This is a genomic window from Sphingobacterium wenxiniae (assembly GCF_900116225.1).
Taxonomy (GTDB): Bacteria; Bacteroidota; Bacteroidia; order Sphingobacteriales; family Sphingobacteriaceae; genus Sphingobacterium; species Sphingobacterium wenxiniae.
Map to the genome: position 1 here is coordinate 49549 of NZ_FOZZ01000001.1, position 20480 is coordinate 70028.

Here is a 20480-nt window from a genome sequence, read left to right on the forward strand (position 1 = left end):
CTTTTATTCTACATGTAAAGTCACCATGGTCTTTGTCAGAATGTCCTCTGTCGTGGAGAAATCCTCCGGCACGACCTTAACCTCAAACAAAGCCAATTGATTATCATAATCCGGGTAAGCCGTTGCAATATTGGCGTAAGCATTCAAGGCCTTTATAGCAACCACTTTACCTTTGATTTCCTTATTATTCTGATAAGGGACTTTTACCGTTACCTCTTTGCCTTTCTGCACCTTTGCAATATGGTCTTCTGCTAGTGTGAATCTGAAATAGACCGAATTATGGATATAGCCATTGACAATAGGATACCCCGCCATGGCCAACTCTCCCACTTTAAGATTAATAGTCTCCACGCTCATATCCTGCGGTGCAATAAGGTATTTCTCCCGTGCCGCAACCTCCACTTCGGACACCGCTCCTTTTGCCCGCTCTTTCTGCCCCAGAGCCATCATCTGTTGCTCGCGTCTAGCTCCTTCTTTTGCTTCGGCAAGCTCCGCTTGAGCAGCTAGATATTGATTCTTAGCACCTTGGTACTTCGCGTAGGTCTCGTCGTATTTCTGTTGTGACACCAAACTGTCCTTTAAAAGATTATCCAATCGCTCAATGGATTTTTTGGCAAAATTATATTGCTCTGTCAATCCATCTACTTTAGCTTGCAATTGGGTCAACTGCCCAGCAGTTGCTCCTTTAACGGCCATATTATATTGGGCATCAGCCGACTGCAAAGCGCCTTTGGCCTGTTCTGTTTTCGCATCCACCTCGGGAATATCTAAAATAGCTAAGGTATCACCTGCGTGGACAAAATCGCCTTCAGAGACCAAAATTTTCTCTACCTTTCCAGGCACTTTGGTCACTACGGTAATTTGCTCGCGTTCGACCTTACCGTCCAATGTCTTCTCTTTCTTGTCCTGCTGACAAGCAAAAAATGTAAAAATAAGCGGGATGATGTATATTCTTTTCATGATGTATTATTCTAATATGGTATCCAACAATTTACCTGAACTATGTAACAGCTCCACTGCAGATAAACGCTGTTGTAAAACACTACTATAATATGCCAAGTTGACCTTATACCAGTCATTTTCTGTAGCCAACAATTCCGTCACGTCAATCAGTTCGGCTTCATATTGTCGGGAAGCCATTTTTAGGTTGTTTTCTGCGACCTTAACTTGCTGTTCTCCTACACGCAACTTTTGGTTACTGGTATTATATGACAATTTATTCTTATCAAGCAGAAGCGTTAACTTCTCTTCCGCATCCGCACGTTTTGTTTCATTAATCGCCTGATCCAGTTGAACCTGTTTGATTTTCGATTTATGCTCTCCTCCTGTAAAGATATCCCATTTCACACCTAAACCTACCATAAGGTTTGGCCGGCCTTTCAGATGATTGGTAGATAGGTTGATATCTCCGACAACAGGTTTATCCTTAATTTTAATGTTACTATCGAAAATATTTAGATAGTTTGCGGAACCAAAAGCAAACACAGTAGGTAAACCTGCTCCTTTCTCTTTCTTATATAGATATTCCATGGCCTTTGCCGAGGCGTCCAACGCTTTCAGTTCGGAGCGCTCCTGTACATCCGTGGGCATCTCTTCCAGCATAATAGGAGAAAGCTGATAAACGATAGCTTGAATATCCGCTACAGCCAGACCAGCTTCCTGCTGTATCTTTTTTTGTAGCAGCTCTCTATTTCCGGTGAGTTCAACTTTTTTCTCTTCCAATTCGAGCAAGGCTAATTTTAATTTATCACGATCGTAAGGAATAGCTAAACCATTGGCAATAGCTTTGTTTACCTTTTCCTGTTCCTTCTTCAACCGTTTTTCAGAGTCAACAATCAGTTTTTCGACTTCATCCAATAGCATCAATTGGTCGAAAGAAGCTAAAATATCTTTTGCTATACTTTCACGGCTCGCATCCATGAGGTAGCCTTGTGCTTTTGATTTTTCCTGCAAAGCACGCTGTCCATTGGGGATTTGTAAACCCGAAAAAATCACCTGCCTTACGGAAATACCGGCATAGGCTATTTGAGAAGTCATGGTAAAATCCGTGGCTCCTTCAAATAATCCTAGATTCAGTGCTGGCAGATTGAGTGTCGGCAAATCCAGACTTCCATTATTGTGTGTATACCCATATAAACCGGTAGCCGCCACATGCGGAAGCTTTTTTGCTCTGACTTCATCAGCTTCCAACAAGGTTTTGTTGGCATCCATGGATTTGACTTTCAAATCTTTATTAGCTTGGAACGCATTCTGAATAACGGTTTTGAGCTGAGGTTCAATAATTGTTTGTGCATAGAGATTTTCTCCTGCAAATAAGCAGAAAATCCCCAGCATTGCATAACTCCATCTTTTGTTCATCATGTCAGTTATTTATTGTGAAACAAAAATCGGTAAAAGAATGTTTAATTTTTTTCAGATATCTTAAAAAAGCACTATCGCTGAGCACGAATAACGCTCAGTGTCTGTTGTGATATACCCAAATAGGACGCGATGTCCCCTAATGGTGCTCGCAACAGGATACCGGGATGCTGTGTTAATAAATTTTGGTAGCGCTCTTGCGCTGTTTCAAATTGTAGACTTTGCAAGCGTGATGAAAAACCCATCAATGCTTCCACTAGAATAGTTTGTATTAATTGATTAACAGCGATGGTATCCTCAGCCAGTTTCATGATTACAGAAAGCGGGATACGTGTTACGGTAGAGGTTTCCACCGCTTCTATACCATATATGGATTGCTTATCGTAAAACATGCTATCGGTCGCTCCGGCAAATGTCATCTCCGGAAAAAAATAATGTGTGATATGCTTTCCTCCTTTGGGGTAGAACATGCGTACCAATCCTTCTTGCACGAAATAAACATTTTTGGAATAGTGGCCCGGTTGTAGAATGATTTCCTTTTTAGGATATACCTTGGTTGTACTTGCTTCATCTATCTGCTGAAGCACCTCATTGGAGAGTCCAAAATTTGTTCTTAGGTATACAATAAGCTGCATTACGCTAAAATAAGGCATTTTAACGTAATGCAGAAGGAAAGCTATAAATTAAATTTTCTCTAAATCCGAAAATTTAAGATAGCCTATATGAAGCTTATCTTCCACGGTATTTCCATCCGCGGCCGCGGTCAATACAATACCGAATTGTTGACGGGAGCTTTCGTCCATGATGTCTTCAACCGGATATACATCATCCACATCTATACCGTATTTATCATCGATGTGCGGTGAAATATGTTGGTGGTAAAATGGGCTTTGTTTTGCATTTCGGGAGGCTTCATCTATATCTTTAGCAACAATCAGTTGTTTATAATGATATTCTTCAAAATCGTTATCCTTATAGCCCCCTAAATTCACAAAAAATAATTTCAGCTCACCAGACTCCTCCCCGATTTCAGCACGAGGGCACACCTCAACCCTATATCCGTCGACTCGGGTTACTGGACGCCATACATCCACATGCATCTTCCCAGCATCTGGCCAGGACGATTTCATCGCTGGAACCAATCCATTTATTGAGTCTGCAACGCCAAAGAAAATATCATGCTGTTCTGTGTGTCGCCCTGATGGTTTACAACCCATCAATACCATAAAAAGTGTTTTAGACATTATTATTCTTATTATACTTTAGTACATGACAAAAATGTCCTCGTCATTGCGAGAATACGAAGCAATCTAATGACATCAAAAAAGCAGATTGCTTTGTCATGCTTCCTCGCAATGACGCTTTTTTGTTAATTATTGAGTTTTGTCATGTACTCTATTCTTATATTTAATTTCTAAATTAAGAATAATATCTCGTTTTTTCCCCTCGATTAAAGAAAGGTTACCTGCCACAAATACACCTTTTCGTCCATTTTGACTATTGGATATTCCATACACAGTAGACTCATCATCTGGATTGGATTCTCCTTCATAGCGGTATAGATAGTCTATGGTATAATCATCGGCATCTTGTGAGATTTCATCAAATTCCACATTAAAGTCAATGGTATACCCCATTTCTTGTAATTTGGCTAAAGCCACATCCGCTGTTTCGTAGTTATGCCTTGTCTGTTCCATAATTATTTATTTTAAAGTTTTCTATTTCAACCTATAAGGTTTTTCAAGATACGGAGGTGTTCGTGAGCCCCCGTTTTTCTCATGGATATATAACCAAACCTTATAGGTTTTTATTTTAAAGTTTGTGGCTGTAAGCTATAAACCGTAAGCATCTGTATAGTTTATTTAGAACTTATTGCCTACAGCCGATTACTGTAAGCTTTATTTTAACGTTACGAAGTGACATGAGACTTCCGAAGTCTTCTTTTGCTATCTTCAACTTTAAAACAATCATTTAGCCCTTACGGTTTTTATCAATTCATAAATGCGTAATTTTACCACCAAAATTAATAACAGGAAACAACACATGGCACATATAGCACCAGAAGCACAGCATACCGTAGGATTGGCATTTGAGCGTTTGACAACCATTTTGGATACGCTCCGCGTAGAATGTCCTTGGGACAGAAAACAGACAATGGAATCACTTCGGCATCTGACCATTGAAGAGATGTACGAATTAACAGATGCCATCTTGGATAAAGATTATGCCGAAATTAAAAAAGAGCTTGGTGATGTCATGATGCATTTGGTGTTTTATGCAAAAATAGCCAATGAGCAGGGAGAGTTCACCTTAGTGGATAGCCTCAATGCTGTATGCGATAAGCTTATAGCGCGCCATCCCCACATCTATAGCGATACTGAGGTCAACAATGAAGAGGACGTAAAACGCAACTGGGAACAGATCAAATTAAAGGAAGGCAATAAATCGGTTCTCTCAGGAGTTCCAAAAGGATTGCCCGCTTTAGTGAAAGCCTACCGCATACAGGATAAAGTACGTGGAGTAGGATTTGATTGGTCCGATAAAAACCAAGTTTGGGAAAAGGTCGAAGAGGAACTTCAAGAATTCAAAGATGAATTTAATATTGGCTCAGCACAGGAAATCAATAAGGAGAAAGCAGAAGCCGAATTTGGTGATTTATTGTTTTCACTCATTAACTATGCCCGTCATATCGGCATTAACCCCGAGAATGCATTGGAACGAACCAATAAGAAATTTATATTCCGGTTCAACCATTTAGAAAAAAGAGCACAGGAAAACGGACAAGAGCTGAAAGACATGAGCTTGGAAGAAATGGATGTGTACTGGAATGAGGCAAAAGGCTTATAGTCATTCTCTGGGAGAATTGTTTCATTTAATGCCCAATTAATCGTAAATTCGCGACAATATGGAGACTGTTGTTAGCGGTATCAGAAGTACCGGAAAATTACACTTAGGAAACTATTACGGAGCGTTGAGCAATTTTGTGAAAATGCAAGATGATTACAACTGCTTCTTTTTTATAGCTGACTTACATTCACTGACCACCCACCCTACTCCCGGCGATTTAAGCCGCACAGTTCGGGAAGTGGTTGTGGAATATTTAGCCGCAGGAATCGACCCTGAAAAGTCGACCATTTATGTACAATCGGATGTTCCGGAAGTAGCTGAATTGTATCTTTACATGAATATGAATGCCTATTTGGGCGAGTTGGAACGTGCTACAGCTTTTAAAGACAAGGTACGTGCTAATCCAGACAATGTAAACGCCGGCTTATTGACTTATCCTGTACTTATGGCCTGTGATATCCTTATCCATCATGGAACAAAGGTGCCGGTAGGTAAAGACCAGGAACAACATTTGGAAATGACCCGTACTTTCGGCAATCGTTTTAATCGCCTGTACGATGTAGAATATTTCAAGGAAGCATTTGCATTTTCATATAGCGATAAATTAGTCAAAATCCCGGGCTTGGATGGCAACGGAAAGATGGGAAAATCGAATGGGGAAGCAAGCTGTGTCTATCTGAGCGATTCACCGGAAGTGATACGTAAAAAAGTGATGCGTGCTGTTTCAGATTCAGGGCCTACAGAAATGAATCAGACAAAACCGGAAACGATACAGAACCTCTTCGACTTAATGAAAGTAGTATCCACACCAGATACTGTTCAGCATTTTGACGATTTATACAATCGCTGTGAAATCCGCTATGGCGACATGAAAAAGCAATTGGCAGAAGACATGATCACAGCTACAGAACCTGTTCGTTCGCGCATACAGGAAATCTCTGCGGACGAGGAATATATCAAGAAAGTCATTCGTTTAGGAGCTGAAAAAGCAGGTGCCAGTGCACAGAAAACCATTCGTGAAGTACGCGAAATTATTGGTATCAGAAGACTATATTAATTTGAGCATGGGAGAATTTGAAGATTTGAAAATGTAGAATTTCCAGCCTGTATACAGGTAAAAAGTTCCCATTCTTCAATCTTTGCTTTTTCTTCTTGGCTCTTTACTCTTTTTTAACTTTTTACTTAATTATGCATATAGCCGTTGTAGGTAATATTGGAGCAGGGAAAACGACCCTTACGGAAAGGCTTGCCCGCCATTTGAATTTCGAGCCACAGTACGAGGCGGTCGAAAACAATCCCTATTTGGAAGATTTCTACAGCGATATGAAACGCTGGGCATTCAACCTCCAGATATTCTTCTTAAATAGTCGTTTCAGACATATCGTTGATTTGCAGAACCGCGGTATCAATATGATCCAGGATCGTACGATCTATGAAGATGCTTACATCTTTGCAGAAAACCTTTACGACATGGGGCTAATGAGTGCTCGGGACTTTGAGAATTATAGCAACATCTTCCAAAGCATCGTACACTATATCAAACCACCAGACCTGCTGATCTACCTTCGTGCGTCCGTCCCTACTTTGGTTAACAATATTCAAAAACGCGGTCGGGACTACGAGTCGGCTATACGTTTGGACTATTTATCAAAATTGAACGAGAAATACGAAAAATGGATTGGCAATTACAAAGAAGGCAAGCTCTTAATATTAGATAAAGACAATTTGGATTTCGCCAATAATCCAGAAGATTTGGGTAAAATCATTGAAAAAATAGAGGCTGAAATGTTCGGTTTGTTTTAAGGAAAAATTCCCTTAAAACAAACCGAACATTTGCCTATGTCAACACCTTTTCATACGCTCTTCGTGCGCTACCCCGGAAATATACCTCACCGCAATAAACATAACCTAATCGCTCAAAAATACTTAGCATAGCAAAATTATCATGATTGGTATCTGCCCGAACACTATCTATCCCATGATTTCTGGCAAATTCTTCAACAAAGCGTAACATCTTCTTCGCAAGACCTTTTCCCAAGTAGTCATCAGCGATTGCGACACGGTGGTACACCACAAAATCACCATCGGTCAGCCATCGCCCTTCTATTTCTGCATAAGCTGGCTCATCGTTAATCAGCACGGCACAATATCCCACAATCACATCACCAAAAGTCAATACATGTCCTACTCCTTTTTCAATGTCCCGTGTAATTACTTCCGTATTAGGGTAACCATCCTGCCATTGCGTACTGCCATCTTCCTTTCTTCTTACAATGGCCTGTTGTAAAATATCCCATATCTGGGGGATTTCGGTTTGGGTAGCTTTCCTAAAGATATACTCCATGATTTATTGCTTATTTGTTTGTGTAATATAGCCATAAATTTAGAATAAAGTGTGGTACTCTCCTATTTTATAGAAGACGTACCACACTTTAAACTTTCAAATGAAAGCAAGGTGGATGGTTAATGCCACCCACCTCCTAAGGCTCTATAAAGATTGACTTTAGCCATGTATTGATCCCTTTGGGATTCAACCAGATCCATTTTACTTTCCAAAGCATCCCGTTGTGTCATCAGCACCTCCATATATTCGGCATGCGCTGCATTAAAGAGATCATTAGCAATGTTTATCGATTGATCCAACACCTCCACCTGCTTCGTTTTGTAATGGATACTTTGCGTGATATTCTGATAGCCTGCCAACTGATTAGCGACTTCAACATACGCATTCAGTATCGTCTGTTCGTATGTATAAACAGCTTGTATCTGTTTCGCATTTGCATTCTTATACTCGGCTTTGATCGCATTTTTGTTCACTAAAGGTGCCATTAAGTCCCCGAAAAGGGAATAAGCCAATGACTCCGGCGTTTTCAAAAGATAAGCTGGATTAAAAGCTTGATAACCTACTGCAGCAGAAATACCGATGGAAGGATAAAAATGGGCTTTGGCAACTTTGATATCCAAGTTTGCAGCAGCAATTTCCAACTCCACCTGCCGTATATCGGCTCTATTTGTAAGAAGCTGGCTCGGAATACCGGCAGCTAATGACATCAAGCCGGATCCTGTCGCAAAATCGGTCTGCTTTCTTTCAATATGCCGTGGATAAACCCCTGCCAAATAGTTTAATTTATTTTCTGTTTCCACAATCTTTTGCTGCACCTCATATTGCAGACTCTGCGTCTTTAGCAGTTCAGCTTCAAACTTTTTTACGGCCAGTTCATTGACACGTGTCGCAGCCTTTTGAACCTTTACAATATCGTATGCCTGTGTTTGTAATTTGATATTCTGCTGAATAATCCGTTCCTGTTCATCTAGGGTCAATAGCTCGTAATACGATCTTGCAATCTCAGCTACAAGATTGGTCACCATGAAATTTTTGCCTTCAATCGAAGAAAGATAATGAAGTTGTGCCGATTTGGTTGCATTCCGCAGCTTCTTCCAGATATCAACTTCCCAATTAGCCACCAAGGCGACGCCCAGTTCGGGCATAGGTTCTGGGTTTTCTTTCCCTTCCCGAATATCTACCTGGCGTTCCATTGCCCCTAATGGCGTATTCTCACTACGTTTTTCTGCACCTGCACCGACCTTAACACCTACCGAAGGAAGATATTCACCCTTACGCGCCGAAACCTCATTGGCCGATATTTCAATCTCCTGCATCGTGATGAGCAGTTCTTGATTATGCTGCAACGCCGTATCGATAATATTTCCTAAATAAGGGTCATTAAAGTAACTCTTCCAATCGATGTTGGCCAAGTTTGTCGTGTCGGCAGTACCATCTCCCCTATATTCCTCTGGAAGATCAGCTTTGACTTCCTGAGAAACTATCTTCGGGACATGACACCCTTCGACCATGACAGACACCGACAATAAGAGAGTATATATTTTATGTTTTCTTTTCATTTTCGTATAATTCTAATTCTCTATTCGCTCCGATAAGGGCATTTTTTCTTCGTGCTTAATCAATTTGCGTTTATTTGCCATGCTGCCGAAAAGGAAGTAAAGCCCCGGTACGATGATGACTCCGAACAGCGTCCCTAATAACATTCCTCCCGCAGAGGCAGCGCCAATCGTCTTATTACCGATGGCACCAGGACCATGTGCAAACAACATCGGAATCATCCCTGCAATAAAAGCAAAAGAAGTCATCAGAATATGGCGGAAACGTGCCCGTGCACCGTGGATTGCGGATTTATATACCGATAAGCCCTGTGCATTTTTCTGCATTGCAAATTCGACAATCAACACGGCGTTTTTACCTAAAAGCCCGACAAGCATAACCAGTCCCACCTGTGCGTAAACATCATTGGATAAGCCCATTAATTTTAACAGAAAAAAAGTTCCAAAGACGCCTGCAGGCAGTGAAAGCACAACGGCAAATGGGATAAGGAAACTTTCATATTGCGCGGCCAATACCAAATAGACGAAAACCAAGACGACACCGAAGATATAGATCGCTTCATTTCCACGGGCAGCCTCATCCTTGGTCAGTCCCTCCCATCCGATGTCATATCCGCGCGGAAGCGTTTGCGCAGCCACTTCCTGTATGGCTTTAATGGCCTCGCCCGTACTATAACCTGCCGCCGGTTCTCCTTTAATGGAAGCTGATGGATACATATTGTAGCGGGTGATTTCGTTCAATCCGTGCGTCTTGTTCATTTTCATGAACGCCGAATAAGGCACCATCTCATCCCGGTTATTCTTCACATATAGCTTCATAACATCATCCGGCAATGCACGGTGTTCAGGAGCTGCCTGCACATATACTTTATAGAAAGTACCGAACCGTATAAATCCTTGTTCGTATGTACTTCCTATCAAGATCGACAGATTATTCATTGCAGTCTCAATATCGACCCCTTTTTGCATAGCGGCTTCGTTATCGATCTCTAGTTCGTATTGCGGATAGTTGGCACTAAAGAACGTAAATAAACCTGTAAGTTCCTTACGTTGCTCGAGTGCGTGCATAAACTCATCATTGATTTGTTCCAATTCCTTGTAGTTGTCGGAATTTGTCTTATCAAGCAGACGCATCGAAAAACCTCCGGCAGCACCGTAACCCGGTACCGCAGGCGGACCAAAGAATTCGATAGTAGCACCTGTTATTTCCTTGGTATGGTGTTCCAGTTCCTCTACAATCTCTGGTGCCGTATGTTTTCTTTCTGACCAGCCTTTTAACTCGATCAGACACGTTCCTGCATTGGAACCACGACCTTCGGTCAGCACTTCATATCCCGCCAAAGCGGTTACTGATGCGACATCATCGATATGTTCCGCAATCTTTTGAAGATGTGCCGTAGCTTCATTTGTACGCTCCAATGTAGATCCAGGCGGCATCTGTACGATTGCATATATTATCCCCTGATCTTCATTAGGAATAAATCCGGAGGGCAATGTTCCGCTCGTTATCCATATCGCAACAGCAAACACGGCAAATAAGAGGAAAGTGATTCCGCGACGGTTGACAATGCGTTTCATCAATAAGGCATAACGTGTCGTCGTCCGCTCAAAACGTTTGTTAAAGCCGTCCAACAACTTATCCATGAGGCTTCTTTTATTCGGTTTGCCGTGTTGATTTTTGAGCAACATGGCACAAAGTACCGGCGTCAACGTCAACGCAACAAAACCGGAAATGACAATCGAGCTGGCCATCGTAATGGAAAACTGCCTAAAAAACACACCGACCGGACCGGTCATAAATGCTACAGGTACAAACACGGCCGTCATCATCAACGTGATGGCGATAATAGCACCGCTGATTTCTTTGACTACTTCCATCGTTGCCGGATAGGCGTGCATGTGCTTCTCATGCATCTTGGTATGCACGGCCTCGACAACCACAATGGCATTATCGACCACAATACCGATCGCAAGTACCAGTGCAAATAGCGTAATCAAGTTTATCGTCAGCCCAAATGCCTGCATACAGAAAAATGCACCAATCAAAGACACGGGCACAGCGATAATCGGAATCAAGGTAGACCGCCAGTCGCCCAAAAAAATAAACACCACTAATGCAACCAGAACAAAGGCCTCTACCAAGGTATGAATAACTTTATCAATAGAAGCATCCAAGAAGTTGGATACGTCGTATGTAATTTTATAGTCCATACCCGGAGGGAAAGAAGAAGTTTTGATTTCTTCAAGTTTATTTTTGACTTCTTTGATTACCTCGTTGGCATTACTTCCGTAGGTCTGTTTTAGCGTGATGGACGCGGATGGAAGCCCATCTAAATTCGAATAAATATCATAGAACTCACTTCCGAGTTCAACCTCGGCGACATTCTTCAGCTTAATACTCTCACCTTCCGGATTAGCACGGATGATAATATTCTCATATTGTTCCGGTTTATTATAACGTCCCTGATAGGTCAGCACATACTCTAAGGCCTGCGAACGCTTACCGGTACTTTGTCCCAACCGGCCCGGAGTTCCGATAATGCTTTGCTTAGCCATAGCTTCCATCACTTCTTCGGTCGATACGTTGTATGCACGCATACGATCCGTATTTAGCCATACCCGCATCGCATACGTACGGCTACCTAAGATCTTGGCACTACCGACACCATCCAAACGGCTGATTTCATTGATGATATTGACATTGGCGAAGTTATAGAGGAACTTCTGATCAGCATTAGGATCTTTACTGAACACATTAACATACATCAACATATTCGGCGAAGTATAACTCACCACCAATCCTTCACGCTGTACGAGTTCGGGAAGATTGTTCGTAACCTGTTCTATACGTGTTTTAACATTGACCATGGCGAGACTAGGGTCTGTCCCCAGATTAAAATACACCATAATAGCCGCTTCACCGGCACTTGTCGCATCCGAGGTCATATACTTCATGCCAGGCGTTCCGTTAATCGCTTTTTCCATCGGAATCAATACAGATTCGGTAAGGACATTGGCACTCGCGCCCGGATAGGCAATATTAACAACGACTACCGGTGGAGCGATATCCGGGAATTGAGATATCGGCAAGCTGTTTATGGCTAACAATCCCATCAGCACAACGGCAATGGACATGACGATAGCTAAAACAGGGCGTCTTAAAAAATTTTCAAACATAATGTTGTTTTTAAACGTTACACAATTTGCTCCTTATTCGCTAGGTAAGGTTAGCGCACTTAATACTTTATTGGGCTCTTCATAGCGGGTTTTGATCTTATCACCATCTTGGACTTTCCGTATGCCCTCCAGCAATATTTTTTCTGTCCCCACCAAACCATTTTCCAGAATATAGAGATCCGGAAGCTGGGCCTTAACCGTAATAGGTGTTAACTTCACCGTACCGTTCCCATCGACAATGTAGACGTATTTTTTATCCATAATTTCGAAAGTCGCTTTTTGAGGGATAATCACACCGTGATGGATGGGTATTGGCATCAATACCGTTCCGGTCTGACCATTTCGGAGCAAATTAGCAGGATTCGCAAAAGTTGCCCGGAAGGCGATGTTTCCTGTTTCGTTATTGAAATCCGCTTCGATAGCTTCCACTTTCCCGATTTCTGAAAAGGTTTCATGATTGGCCAACAACAGCTTCACATTGTTCATATCTTGTTCATCTTCATGCGACTTAAAATCGAGATATTCGCTTTCCGTCACGTTGAAATACACCCACATTTGCTTGTTGTCGGACAATGAGGTCAGCAATTCCCCCTCATCCACCAGACTTCCAAGTTTGAGTTCCAGATGATCGACATAGCCGTCGTAAGGTGCTACAATTTTAGTAAACTGCAAATGTGTCTTCGCCAGTTCCATTTCTGCTTCTGCCCGTTTGAGTTTTGCTTTTGTGAGCGCCAGTTCGTTTGGCGCGATGATATTTTTTTCAGATAGCGTTTCGGCGTTACGTACTTCTAGCATAGCGGCCTCCACTTCGGCCTCTGCCTTAAGGTATTCGGCTTGATATATCTTTGGCATAATCTGGAACAACAACTGTCCTTTATGAACATACTGTCCTTCATCAACATAGATATGTTCTAAAAATCCGCGTTCCTGCGAACGTATCTCAATATGTCGGATAGCACGTATCTGACTGACATATTGCTTGGTAATCGTTGTGTCCTTAATCACCGGGGAGGTTACGGAAAAGGTTGTTTCTTCCTCTTTTTCTGTCTCGGTATGGCAGGCGGAAAAGGTCATCAAACCACCTACCATCCATAATGAAAGGGTGTTGTATCTCATGGATTATTTTAATATAGAAATTATTATCACGTTAATTGACGCAAATGGAAATATTTGCGAAACAGCAAAATAGACCGACATCCCGGAGCAAGCCTGCTCGTTGCACGTTACCGGAAGTAATGCTATTTACTGTAATGTCGTAAGATTCGAAGTAGGAATCCTCCTAAATTCTAAAATTGGAATAGAGAATATATCTGCAAGAAGAATAAATGGGGTTATTCTCACAGAATCCAGACAAGATTCTGTTCCGTAAACATAATTCATAAGCACACAACAAAAAACCAACAACAAGAATCAGCGTGACTTTTGCGTATGATAATTTACCACTTAAATCGATATCACTATCTTGAATAATTTCTGATATGTTTTTGTGAAAAAGTGGACTAGAAAGTTTATATACGGTATGCTGTGAAGTGAGATGTTGTTGTGAATGAGGGGCGTGGAGGTGGGTTTCGGTTGCAGAGGTTGAAATCGATGAAAAACATAGGGCTGTGTACAAGTCCGCACTCCCTATTATCTGTAGCAGGAGTAGCAAGATGAACGCCATATATTTTTTGAAACGTTTACTCATTCGACGGAGCAAAGGTAATAAAAAGTGAAATATTTCAAAATGCTATATTTGTCGTGTTTGTAAACTTGCTGTTACGTGTCATGATTGGGCTATCCCATACTTAGCATCGCACTATATATTACCTACTATTATTGAGACTCAACCCATTTAAAACCCATAGACATTCACCGCTATGCGATAGGTCTCCACATGGGCATTGACGATATCCTTGATATGCGTAGAATATCCACCTCCCATACTAACCTGTACCGGGATACTGCGTTCGTGACAGTACCTAAACACCATCTCATCACGCCTACTGCAACCTTCTGCTGTAAGTTTTAGTTTGCCTAATTTATCGGTCTCCAGCACATCCACACCTGCTTGGTAGAATACAAAATCAGGCTGAATGGAGGCAAACAGCGTATCGAGATGTTGTTTTAGCAAGGCGAGATAAACTTCATCTGTTATTCCATCTACCAACGGAACATCCAAAAATGAACGCTCTTTAATAAACGGGAAATTCTTGTCTCCATGCATGGAAAAGGTGAATACAGAAGAGCTATCTTCAAAAATATGGGCGGTACCATTTCCTTGATGTACGTCCAGATCGATAATCAGTACCCGTTTTGCGATACCTTTCTCCACCAGATAGGCTGCTCCAACAGCTTGGTCATTCAGCAGGCAAAAACCTTCTCCAAAATCTCTCCCCGCATGATGTGTACCTCCCGCCGTGTTAAACGCTACACCATTCTCCATTGCATAATGGCAAGCTTGTATCGTTCCATCAACCAGATACAATTCTCTTTCCACCAAAGATCTTGACAAAGGAAAACCTATACGGCGCACCATCTTTGCATCCAGACTAAGGTCAAGCAAATGTTGAACATATTGTCCATCATGCGCCAAACAAATCACTTCTTTCATCGCCAGTTTTGGCACAAAGAAGCTATTAGCCTGCACCACACCTTCGCGCATGAGTTGCAAAGGGATAAGTTCATATTTGAGCATTGGAAAACGATGTCCTTCACGGAGAGGATGGACATAAGCTGGATGATGGGCGATTCGCAACAGGTGTTTCACTTCCTGCGAAGTTAAGAAAAGTTCTGCCGAACGAAAACCTATTTCAAAAACCCGTGATTTTTTCTATATTCGGTCAGAATTAACCACAAAGCAAGGAAGAATGGAAGAAAATAACAGTTTACCTATTTTAAGTGCTGAAGAACTACGGGTATTGGGCTCTCTATTGGAAAAATCTAAAACCACACCTGAATATTACCCGATGACGTTAAACAGCTTACAAGCTGCCTGTAACCAAAAGACATCCCGCAAGCCCGTTGTTTCGTACGATGAGAACACCATTATCCAAGCGCTGGACACTTTGAAAAAGCGAGGATTAATTTCAACAGTAGTTGGTGGCGGTAGCCGTGTAACTAAGTACAAACATAATCTGGCAATACAATACCCACTCATCCCGCAGGATTTGGCAGCTTTATGCCTACTCATTCTTCGCGGACCACTCACCGCAGGAGAAATCAACACCAATGCCGGTCGCTTGTTTGATTTTGAAAGTATAGAAGAGGTTCAGGAAGTATTAAACCGTTTAAGTGAAAATGAACCTCCTTTTGTCCAACAATTAGCGAAACGCCCCGGCCAAAAAGAAGTTCGTTATGTACACCTTCTGGGCGAAGTAAATGAAGAAGAGGAAAGCTTTTCTACTGATCATGGCAATGGTACTTCCTCAACCAAGGTACAAGAATTAGAAAACCGGGTAGCAAGCTTAGAGGAGCAACTTGCTCAATTGCGACAGGAATTTGATGGCTTGATGGATCAATTGAGGTAGAAGAAAAAGAGAAGAGGATGTCCGAAAAGGTTGTTAATCATTAAAAAAAACGCGTCATTGCGAGGAAAAATGACGAAGCAATCTGCGTTTTTACCGTCATCAGATTGCTTCGTTCCTCGCAATGACAATGACGGCGGACTTTTCGGACACCCTCGTCTTAATAGCCGAGGCACAGCATGATATTAACTAAGAGCTTTCCGCTTCCTAAACAAGATAAATAATATTGTTGCTAATCCAATAAGGAATGGATAGTAAAGGTATTGGATAATATCCAAGGGAGAAATCATGGCTTGCAGATTATCTTGCTGTTCAAAATAAATCTTTGCCGCAGCCAGTGCCGCCAACATCTGTGCACCATAGGGGATTATCCCTTGTGCAAAACAAGACATCGTATCCAGAATACTTGCAACCCGCTTTGGTTCTAGCTGATTTTTATCAGAAATATCTTTGGCTAAAGGTCCTACGATAACGATGGCTATCGTATTGTTTGCAATACAAATATCCACAAGCATCGTTAAAAAAGCGATACCCAACTCGGCACCCCGTGCATTTTTAATACGTTTAGACACTTGGTGCAGCAGAAATTCTATACCGCCATTATATCGAATGATTCCGACAATACCGCCGATAATCAGACAGAGCAAGCTCAACTCAAACATTCCTGCAAAACCGATGTTGATAGCTTGCAAGGCCTCCAAAAAATTGATGGATCCTGTTCCAAGACCAACCAATGAAGCTGATAAAACACCAATCCCCAAAGTCCAGATAACATTCACGCCCAACAACGCAATGACGAACACCAATATGTAAGGAATTATTTTCACAAAGCTAGATTCTCCTACCACTATATTGGTTCCTTCCCCAAAAGACCAAAACCCAAGGCCTACATATAAGCAGAAACAGATAACAGCGACAGGAAAAACAATCCGAAAGTTTACCCGAAACTTATCTCGCATCCCTACTCCTTGCGTTCGCGTAGCCGCGATCGTTGTATCGGATATAAAAGACAGATTATCACCAAACATAGCCCCACCAATCACAGCTGCCAACGACAGAGCCATCGATCCAGGCAGATTGTCCTCCAGTCCTACGGCAATTGGAGCCAGTGCAACAATAGTACCAACAGAGGTACCCAAAGAAGTTGATATGAAACAAGCGACCAGAAATAGACTAGCGATAATAAACTGTGGGCTTACATAAGAAAGAGCAAAATTAATAGTCGAGGAAATGCCGCCAATGGCCTTGGATAATTCTCCGAACGCACCGGCCAGCAAAAAAATAAGAATCATCACCAAGATATTCTCATCGCCAGAACCTTTTGCAAAATGTTTCAATTTTTCAGCAAGAGGCTTTTTAGCTGACTGAAAGAGCGCTATAAAAAGACAAAAAACGAATACAACCAATGTAGGAATAGCGTAGAAGTCATTCAGGTATAAAGATCCCGAAAAATAAATGACCACAAATACAATCAATGGCAATAAAGCCCAAAAATTCCCCTTTTGCATTCCTACTTTTCCTCCCAAAAATCCGCATTTTTAATTCCCAGTTCTTTAGGGTTAAAATCCGGATCCTTAATACCCGCTTTGCGTTTCGTTTTGTAGTCATTCCAGACTTTCAATGCCGTTTTGCTCATCAATAGGATTGCGATTAAGTTAACATAGGCCATTAAACCAACACCGATATCACCCAAATCCCACGCCAGATTCGCCGTACGAACCGTTCCAAAATATACTGCAAAAAGAAATACTATACGCAAAATCCAAATAACTCCTTTGGCACTCTTACCTTTAAATATATAGGCAATATTGGTTTCCGCATAGTAATAATAAGCCATGACGGTCGTAAAAGCAAAAAAGAACAACGCTATTGCCACAAATTTGTGACCAAATGCTGGGAAATGATCCGCTACTGCTGCTTGCGTGAATCCATCCGCTCCCACTCCAGAAATATGTTCCGTGACATAAGTTACAGCATCCCCTTTAGCATCAAAGGTCTCTCCCACATTGTACATACCGGTAAATAAAATCATCAACGCTGTGGCTGTACAGACAAAAAGAGTATCGACATATACCGAAAACGCCTGCACCAAACCTTGCTGTGCCGGATGCTTCACCTCTGCTGCTGCGGCTGCATGCGGTGCAGTACCTTGACCAGCTTCATTGGAGTAAACCCCTCGCTTAACTCCCCAAGCTATGGCCATCCCAACAATACCTCCAAAAGTGGCATCCATACTAAATGCCGAAGTAAAAATAAGTTTGAATACAGCAGGTATCTGCCCAAAATTCAACCCAATAATAACCAATGCCATCAAAATATAAGCCCCGGCCATAAGCGGTACAATATACTCCGCAGCCTGTCCCAACCTCTTCACACCTCCGATAATAATAATCGCCAATAATACAATCACAGTAATCCCAACCCAACTAATCGGAAGTTCAAAGCTTCCCAATGTCCAGGTCGTATTCTCAATACCAAATGCGTTTGACATCGTACCGCTGATAGCGTTACTCTGAACCCCCGGCAACAGAAAGCCCGTACTTAAAATAGTAATAACGGCAAAGAGTACCGCGTACCATTTAACACCAAGACCTTTCTCGATATAATACGCAGGGCCACCACGAAACTCACCTCCTCTCACCTGTTTATAAAGTTGTCCCAATGTAGCTTCAACAAAAGCAGAAGAGGATCCCAAGAAAGCAATAAGCCACATCCAAAATATAGCGCCGGGACCGCCCATAAAAATCGCTGTAGCGACCCCTACGATATTACCTGTTCCTACCCGCCCTGAGATAGCCAGAGCAAAGGCTTGAAAAGAGGAAATGCCTTTATCTGATTCTCGCTTTTTAAAGAGTAACTGAACCATTTCTTTGATATAGGTCACTTGTAAAAAGCCCGTACGTATAGAAAAATAAAGTCCCGTGAATAAACATAAATAGATAAAGAAATCGCTCCAGACAAAATTTGAAATTGTTTTAATTATACTCTCCATAAAGGAATCGTTCAATAATTAGTTTAATTTTTTACTTGGGGGATAAAGAAAGGGTTTTTTGACTAAGATTCCTAATTTTTTTGATAGAATTGAAGAGTAAACGCATCAAAAATTGTTTTTAAAGGAGAGTTTTCTCTATCCTACACAAAGGAAATACCTCCATCTCGTACTCGTTTGAACAGAGTGGAAACGAGTATGTGGATACTAAATAATGCATCCTCGTTTGAAAACGAGGACGAGAGACGTCTGTTAAAGACGCTATAATTTAAATAGATCCCTCCTTTGTCGGGATGACAAAAACAACTCAACAGATTCCTAGTTTCACTCTCTCTTTCAAGTTTTACGAAGTGTAACTTGGAAGGATAATAAAGCAAGTTTGCAACTTGCTACTCTTATCGTTTCTAAGTTGAAAACTTAGGCTATTTATCCTCCCCATCTCGTACTCGTTTGAACAGAGTGGAAACGAGTATGTGGATGCTAAATAATGCATCCTCGTTTGAAAACGAGGACGAGAGATGTCTGTTAAAGACACTATAATTTAAATAGATCCCTCCTTTGTCGGGATGACAAAGACAACGCAACAGATTCCTAGTTTCACTCCCTTAATTATTCAGTTCCCAATTAAAATAATGTGCTGTAGCCCTAAAGTCTTCCTGTAGATATTCGAACTTAAAATCCACATAATCCGTTCGACAAGCTTCAATATCCGAACAACAAAATCGACGGTTAATCATAAAATGAAGTCGGAAACTACCTTGACCGTTCTCTTCTTGATACTTTAAAGCGTGTATACGCATTTCATCAATTTCAGGACTACCGTCTTTATCCTGCAACTGGTCAAAGAGGTATTCCTTCAGATTCTGTTTCTGTTCCTCGCCCATCAATTCCAGTAGAAGTTCCGGTTTCTGCAAAACAGAAGAAAAGAGCATCTTTGGTATAGCGATATTCAATTCAAATGTATTTGGGGTATTCATAGCATAAAATTTTATAGTGATTATTCCAATTTGGGAAGTATTTGTCCAACAACTTTTCCTCTTCATCCTCTGATAAATCCACGTACTGTACCATAGCTTTAAAAACAGCATAGGCCAACGATTCTAAAGAAAGATTTTTCAACGATTTGCTAAACGTGATTTTTTCGCCTGCTTTAGTGATAATAAATGGGGTACTATCATTCTTTCTAAAAAGAATTTCGGGAACCAACACCTGCAACAAATCCTCCCAGCACCCCACCTCCCTGTATATTACATCTTGAAAAAGCGTTGTTTGAATCTTTCCAAGAAATACAGGTGATATACTTTTCCGATCTGTAAAACAATAGATTATATTATTTTTAAAATAAGGCTTTCCTTTCCCATACTTTATTTTAAGCGGCCATTTTTTGTCAAAAAACTCCAAATAGGTTATTGAATTAATCTCGATCTTTTCTTGCTCCTTATCAAGCATTTCCTTAATGAGATAACGCACTTCCTGCTGGGGAATGTCTGCACCAACAGCCAAAATCTTCTCTTCCTCAGTCCAGCGAACAGTACGCACTTCCCTTTTATCGGAAGCGATAATCTCAATAGCATGACCGTTTACATCCCATAGCATAGTTACAAAATAAACAAAAATATACTGTTTTACTATGCAATCGTTACCTTTTTTACGAGCAACTTTTCCTATGTTTGCATAGGTATTTTAAACACTAAAAACAGTTA

18 protein-coding genes are annotated in these 20480 nt (G+C 41.3%); 4 read left to right on the forward strand and 14 right to left on the reverse strand.

What is annotated here, in order from left to right; genetic code table 11:
* Positions 1-3 precede the first annotated feature (3 nt).
* The 5 genes from BM375_RS00250 to BM375_RS00270 form a co-directional block, all read right to left on the reverse strand.
* A complete protein-coding gene (locus BM375_RS00250; protein ID WP_093363171.1) occupies positions 4-960 on the reverse strand; it encodes an HlyD family secretion protein in 957 nt (318 codons plus the stop codon).
* Between the two features lie 6 nt (positions 961-966).
* Positions 967-2361 carry a TolC family protein gene (locus BM375_RS00255; protein WP_244525778.1) on the reverse strand — a complete coding sequence of 465 codons (1395 nt, stop codon included), beginning with the start codon at positions 2359-2361 and terminating at the stop codon, positions 967-969.
* Positions 2362-2432: 71 nt separating this feature from the next.
* Positions 2433-2993 (reverse strand): Crp/Fnr family transcriptional regulator, encoded by a 561-nt coding sequence (locus tag BM375_RS00260; RefSeq protein WP_170852543.1) that lies wholly within the window; start codon positions 2991-2993, stop codon positions 2433-2435.
* 48 nt (positions 2994-3041) lie between these two features.
* Positions 3042-3602 carry a DUF1543 domain-containing protein gene (locus BM375_RS00265; protein WP_093363173.1) on the reverse strand — a complete coding sequence of 187 codons (561 nt, stop codon included), beginning with the start codon at positions 3600-3602 and terminating at the stop codon, positions 3042-3044.
* A 129-nt stretch (positions 3603-3731) separates the two neighbouring features.
* Positions 3732-4055, reverse strand: a complete 324-nt coding sequence (locus BM375_RS00270; protein ID WP_093363174.1) for a hypothetical protein — start codon at positions 4053-4055, stop codon at positions 3732-3734.
* 346 nt (positions 4056-4401) lie between these two features.
* Here BM375_RS00270 and mazG point away from each other — a divergent pair, with 346 nt between their 5' ends.
* From mazG to BM375_RS00285, 3 genes are all read left to right on the forward strand, one after another.
* On the forward strand, positions 4402-5205 hold the full coding sequence (mazG, locus tag BM375_RS00275) for a nucleoside triphosphate pyrophosphohydrolase (protein WP_093363544.1): 804 nt from the start codon (positions 4402-4404) through the stop codon (positions 5203-5205).
* Between the two features lie 58 nt (positions 5206-5263).
* A complete protein-coding gene (gene trpS / locus BM375_RS00280) occupies positions 5264-6262 on the forward strand; it encodes a tryptophan--tRNA ligase (RefSeq protein WP_093363175.1) in 999 nt (332 codons plus the stop codon).
* A gap of 131 nt (positions 6263-6393) precedes the next feature.
* Positions 6394-7008, forward strand: coding sequence for a deoxynucleoside kinase (locus BM375_RS00285; protein ID WP_093363176.1), 615 nt, complete (start codon positions 6394-6396; stop codon positions 7006-7008).
* A gap of 34 nt (positions 7009-7042) precedes the next feature.
* On the opposite strand, the gene BM375_RS00290 is transcribed toward BM375_RS00285, so the two are convergent.
* From BM375_RS00290 to BM375_RS00310, 5 genes are all read right to left on the reverse strand, one after another.
* Positions 7043-7549 carry a GNAT family N-acetyltransferase gene (locus BM375_RS00290; protein ID WP_093363177.1) on the reverse strand — a complete coding sequence of 169 codons (507 nt, stop codon included), beginning with the start codon at positions 7547-7549 and terminating at the stop codon, positions 7043-7045.
* Between the two features lie 119 nt (positions 7550-7668).
* Positions 7669-9108 carry a TolC family protein gene (locus BM375_RS00295; protein ID WP_093363178.1) on the reverse strand — a complete coding sequence of 480 codons (1440 nt, stop codon included), beginning with the start codon at positions 9106-9108 and terminating at the stop codon, positions 7669-7671.
* 12 nt (positions 9109-9120) lie between these two features.
* Positions 9121-12282, reverse strand: coding sequence for an efflux RND transporter permease subunit (locus tag BM375_RS00300; protein ID WP_093363179.1), 3162 nt, complete (start codon positions 12280-12282; stop codon positions 9121-9123).
* Positions 12283-12315: 33 nt separating this feature from the next.
* Positions 12316-13398 (reverse strand): efflux RND transporter periplasmic adaptor subunit, encoded by a 1083-nt coding sequence (locus BM375_RS00305; protein WP_093363180.1) that lies wholly within the window; start codon positions 13396-13398, stop codon positions 12316-12318.
* A 718-nt stretch (positions 13399-14116) separates the two neighbouring features.
* Positions 14117-15022 (reverse strand): histone deacetylase family protein, encoded by a 906-nt coding sequence (locus BM375_RS00310; RefSeq protein WP_170852568.1) that lies wholly within the window; start codon positions 15020-15022, stop codon positions 14117-14119.
* Between the two features lie 109 nt (positions 15023-15131).
* Here BM375_RS00310 and BM375_RS00315 point away from each other — a divergent pair, with 109 nt between their 5' ends.
* Positions 15132-15791 carry a YceH family protein gene (locus BM375_RS00315; RefSeq protein WP_093363182.1) on the forward strand — a complete coding sequence of 220 codons (660 nt, stop codon included), beginning with the start codon at positions 15132-15134 and terminating at the stop codon, positions 15789-15791.
* A gap of 182 nt (positions 15792-15973) precedes the next feature.
* On the opposite strand, the gene BM375_RS00320 is transcribed toward BM375_RS00315, so the two are convergent.
* From BM375_RS00320 to BM375_RS00335, 4 genes are all read right to left on the reverse strand, one after another.
* Complete coding sequence (locus BM375_RS00320; RefSeq protein ID WP_212611592.1) at positions 15974-17314, reverse strand: Na+/H+ antiporter NhaC family protein; 1341 nt, start codon at positions 17312-17314, stop codon at positions 15974-15976.
* On the reverse strand, positions 17299-18780 hold the full coding sequence (locus BM375_RS00325) for an alanine/glycine:cation symporter family protein (protein ID WP_093363545.1): 1482 nt from the start codon (positions 18778-18780) through the stop codon (positions 17299-17301). The genes BM375_RS00320 and BM375_RS00325 overlap by 16 nt, the downstream gene beginning before the upstream one ends.
* 602 nt (positions 18781-19382) lie before the next feature.
* The gene (locus tag BM375_RS00330) at positions 19383-19754 is read right to left on the reverse strand and encodes a hypothetical protein (RefSeq protein WP_093363184.1); all 372 of its coding nucleotides are present in this window, start codon (positions 19752-19754) and stop codon (positions 19383-19385) included.
* Entirely contained in the window at positions 19732-20373 is a 642-nt protein-coding gene (locus BM375_RS00335; RefSeq protein ID WP_093363185.1) for a hypothetical protein, read from the reverse strand. Before BM375_RS00335 ends, BM375_RS00330 begins: the two co-directional genes overlap by 23 nt.
* Positions 20374-20480: the final 107 nt, after the last annotated feature.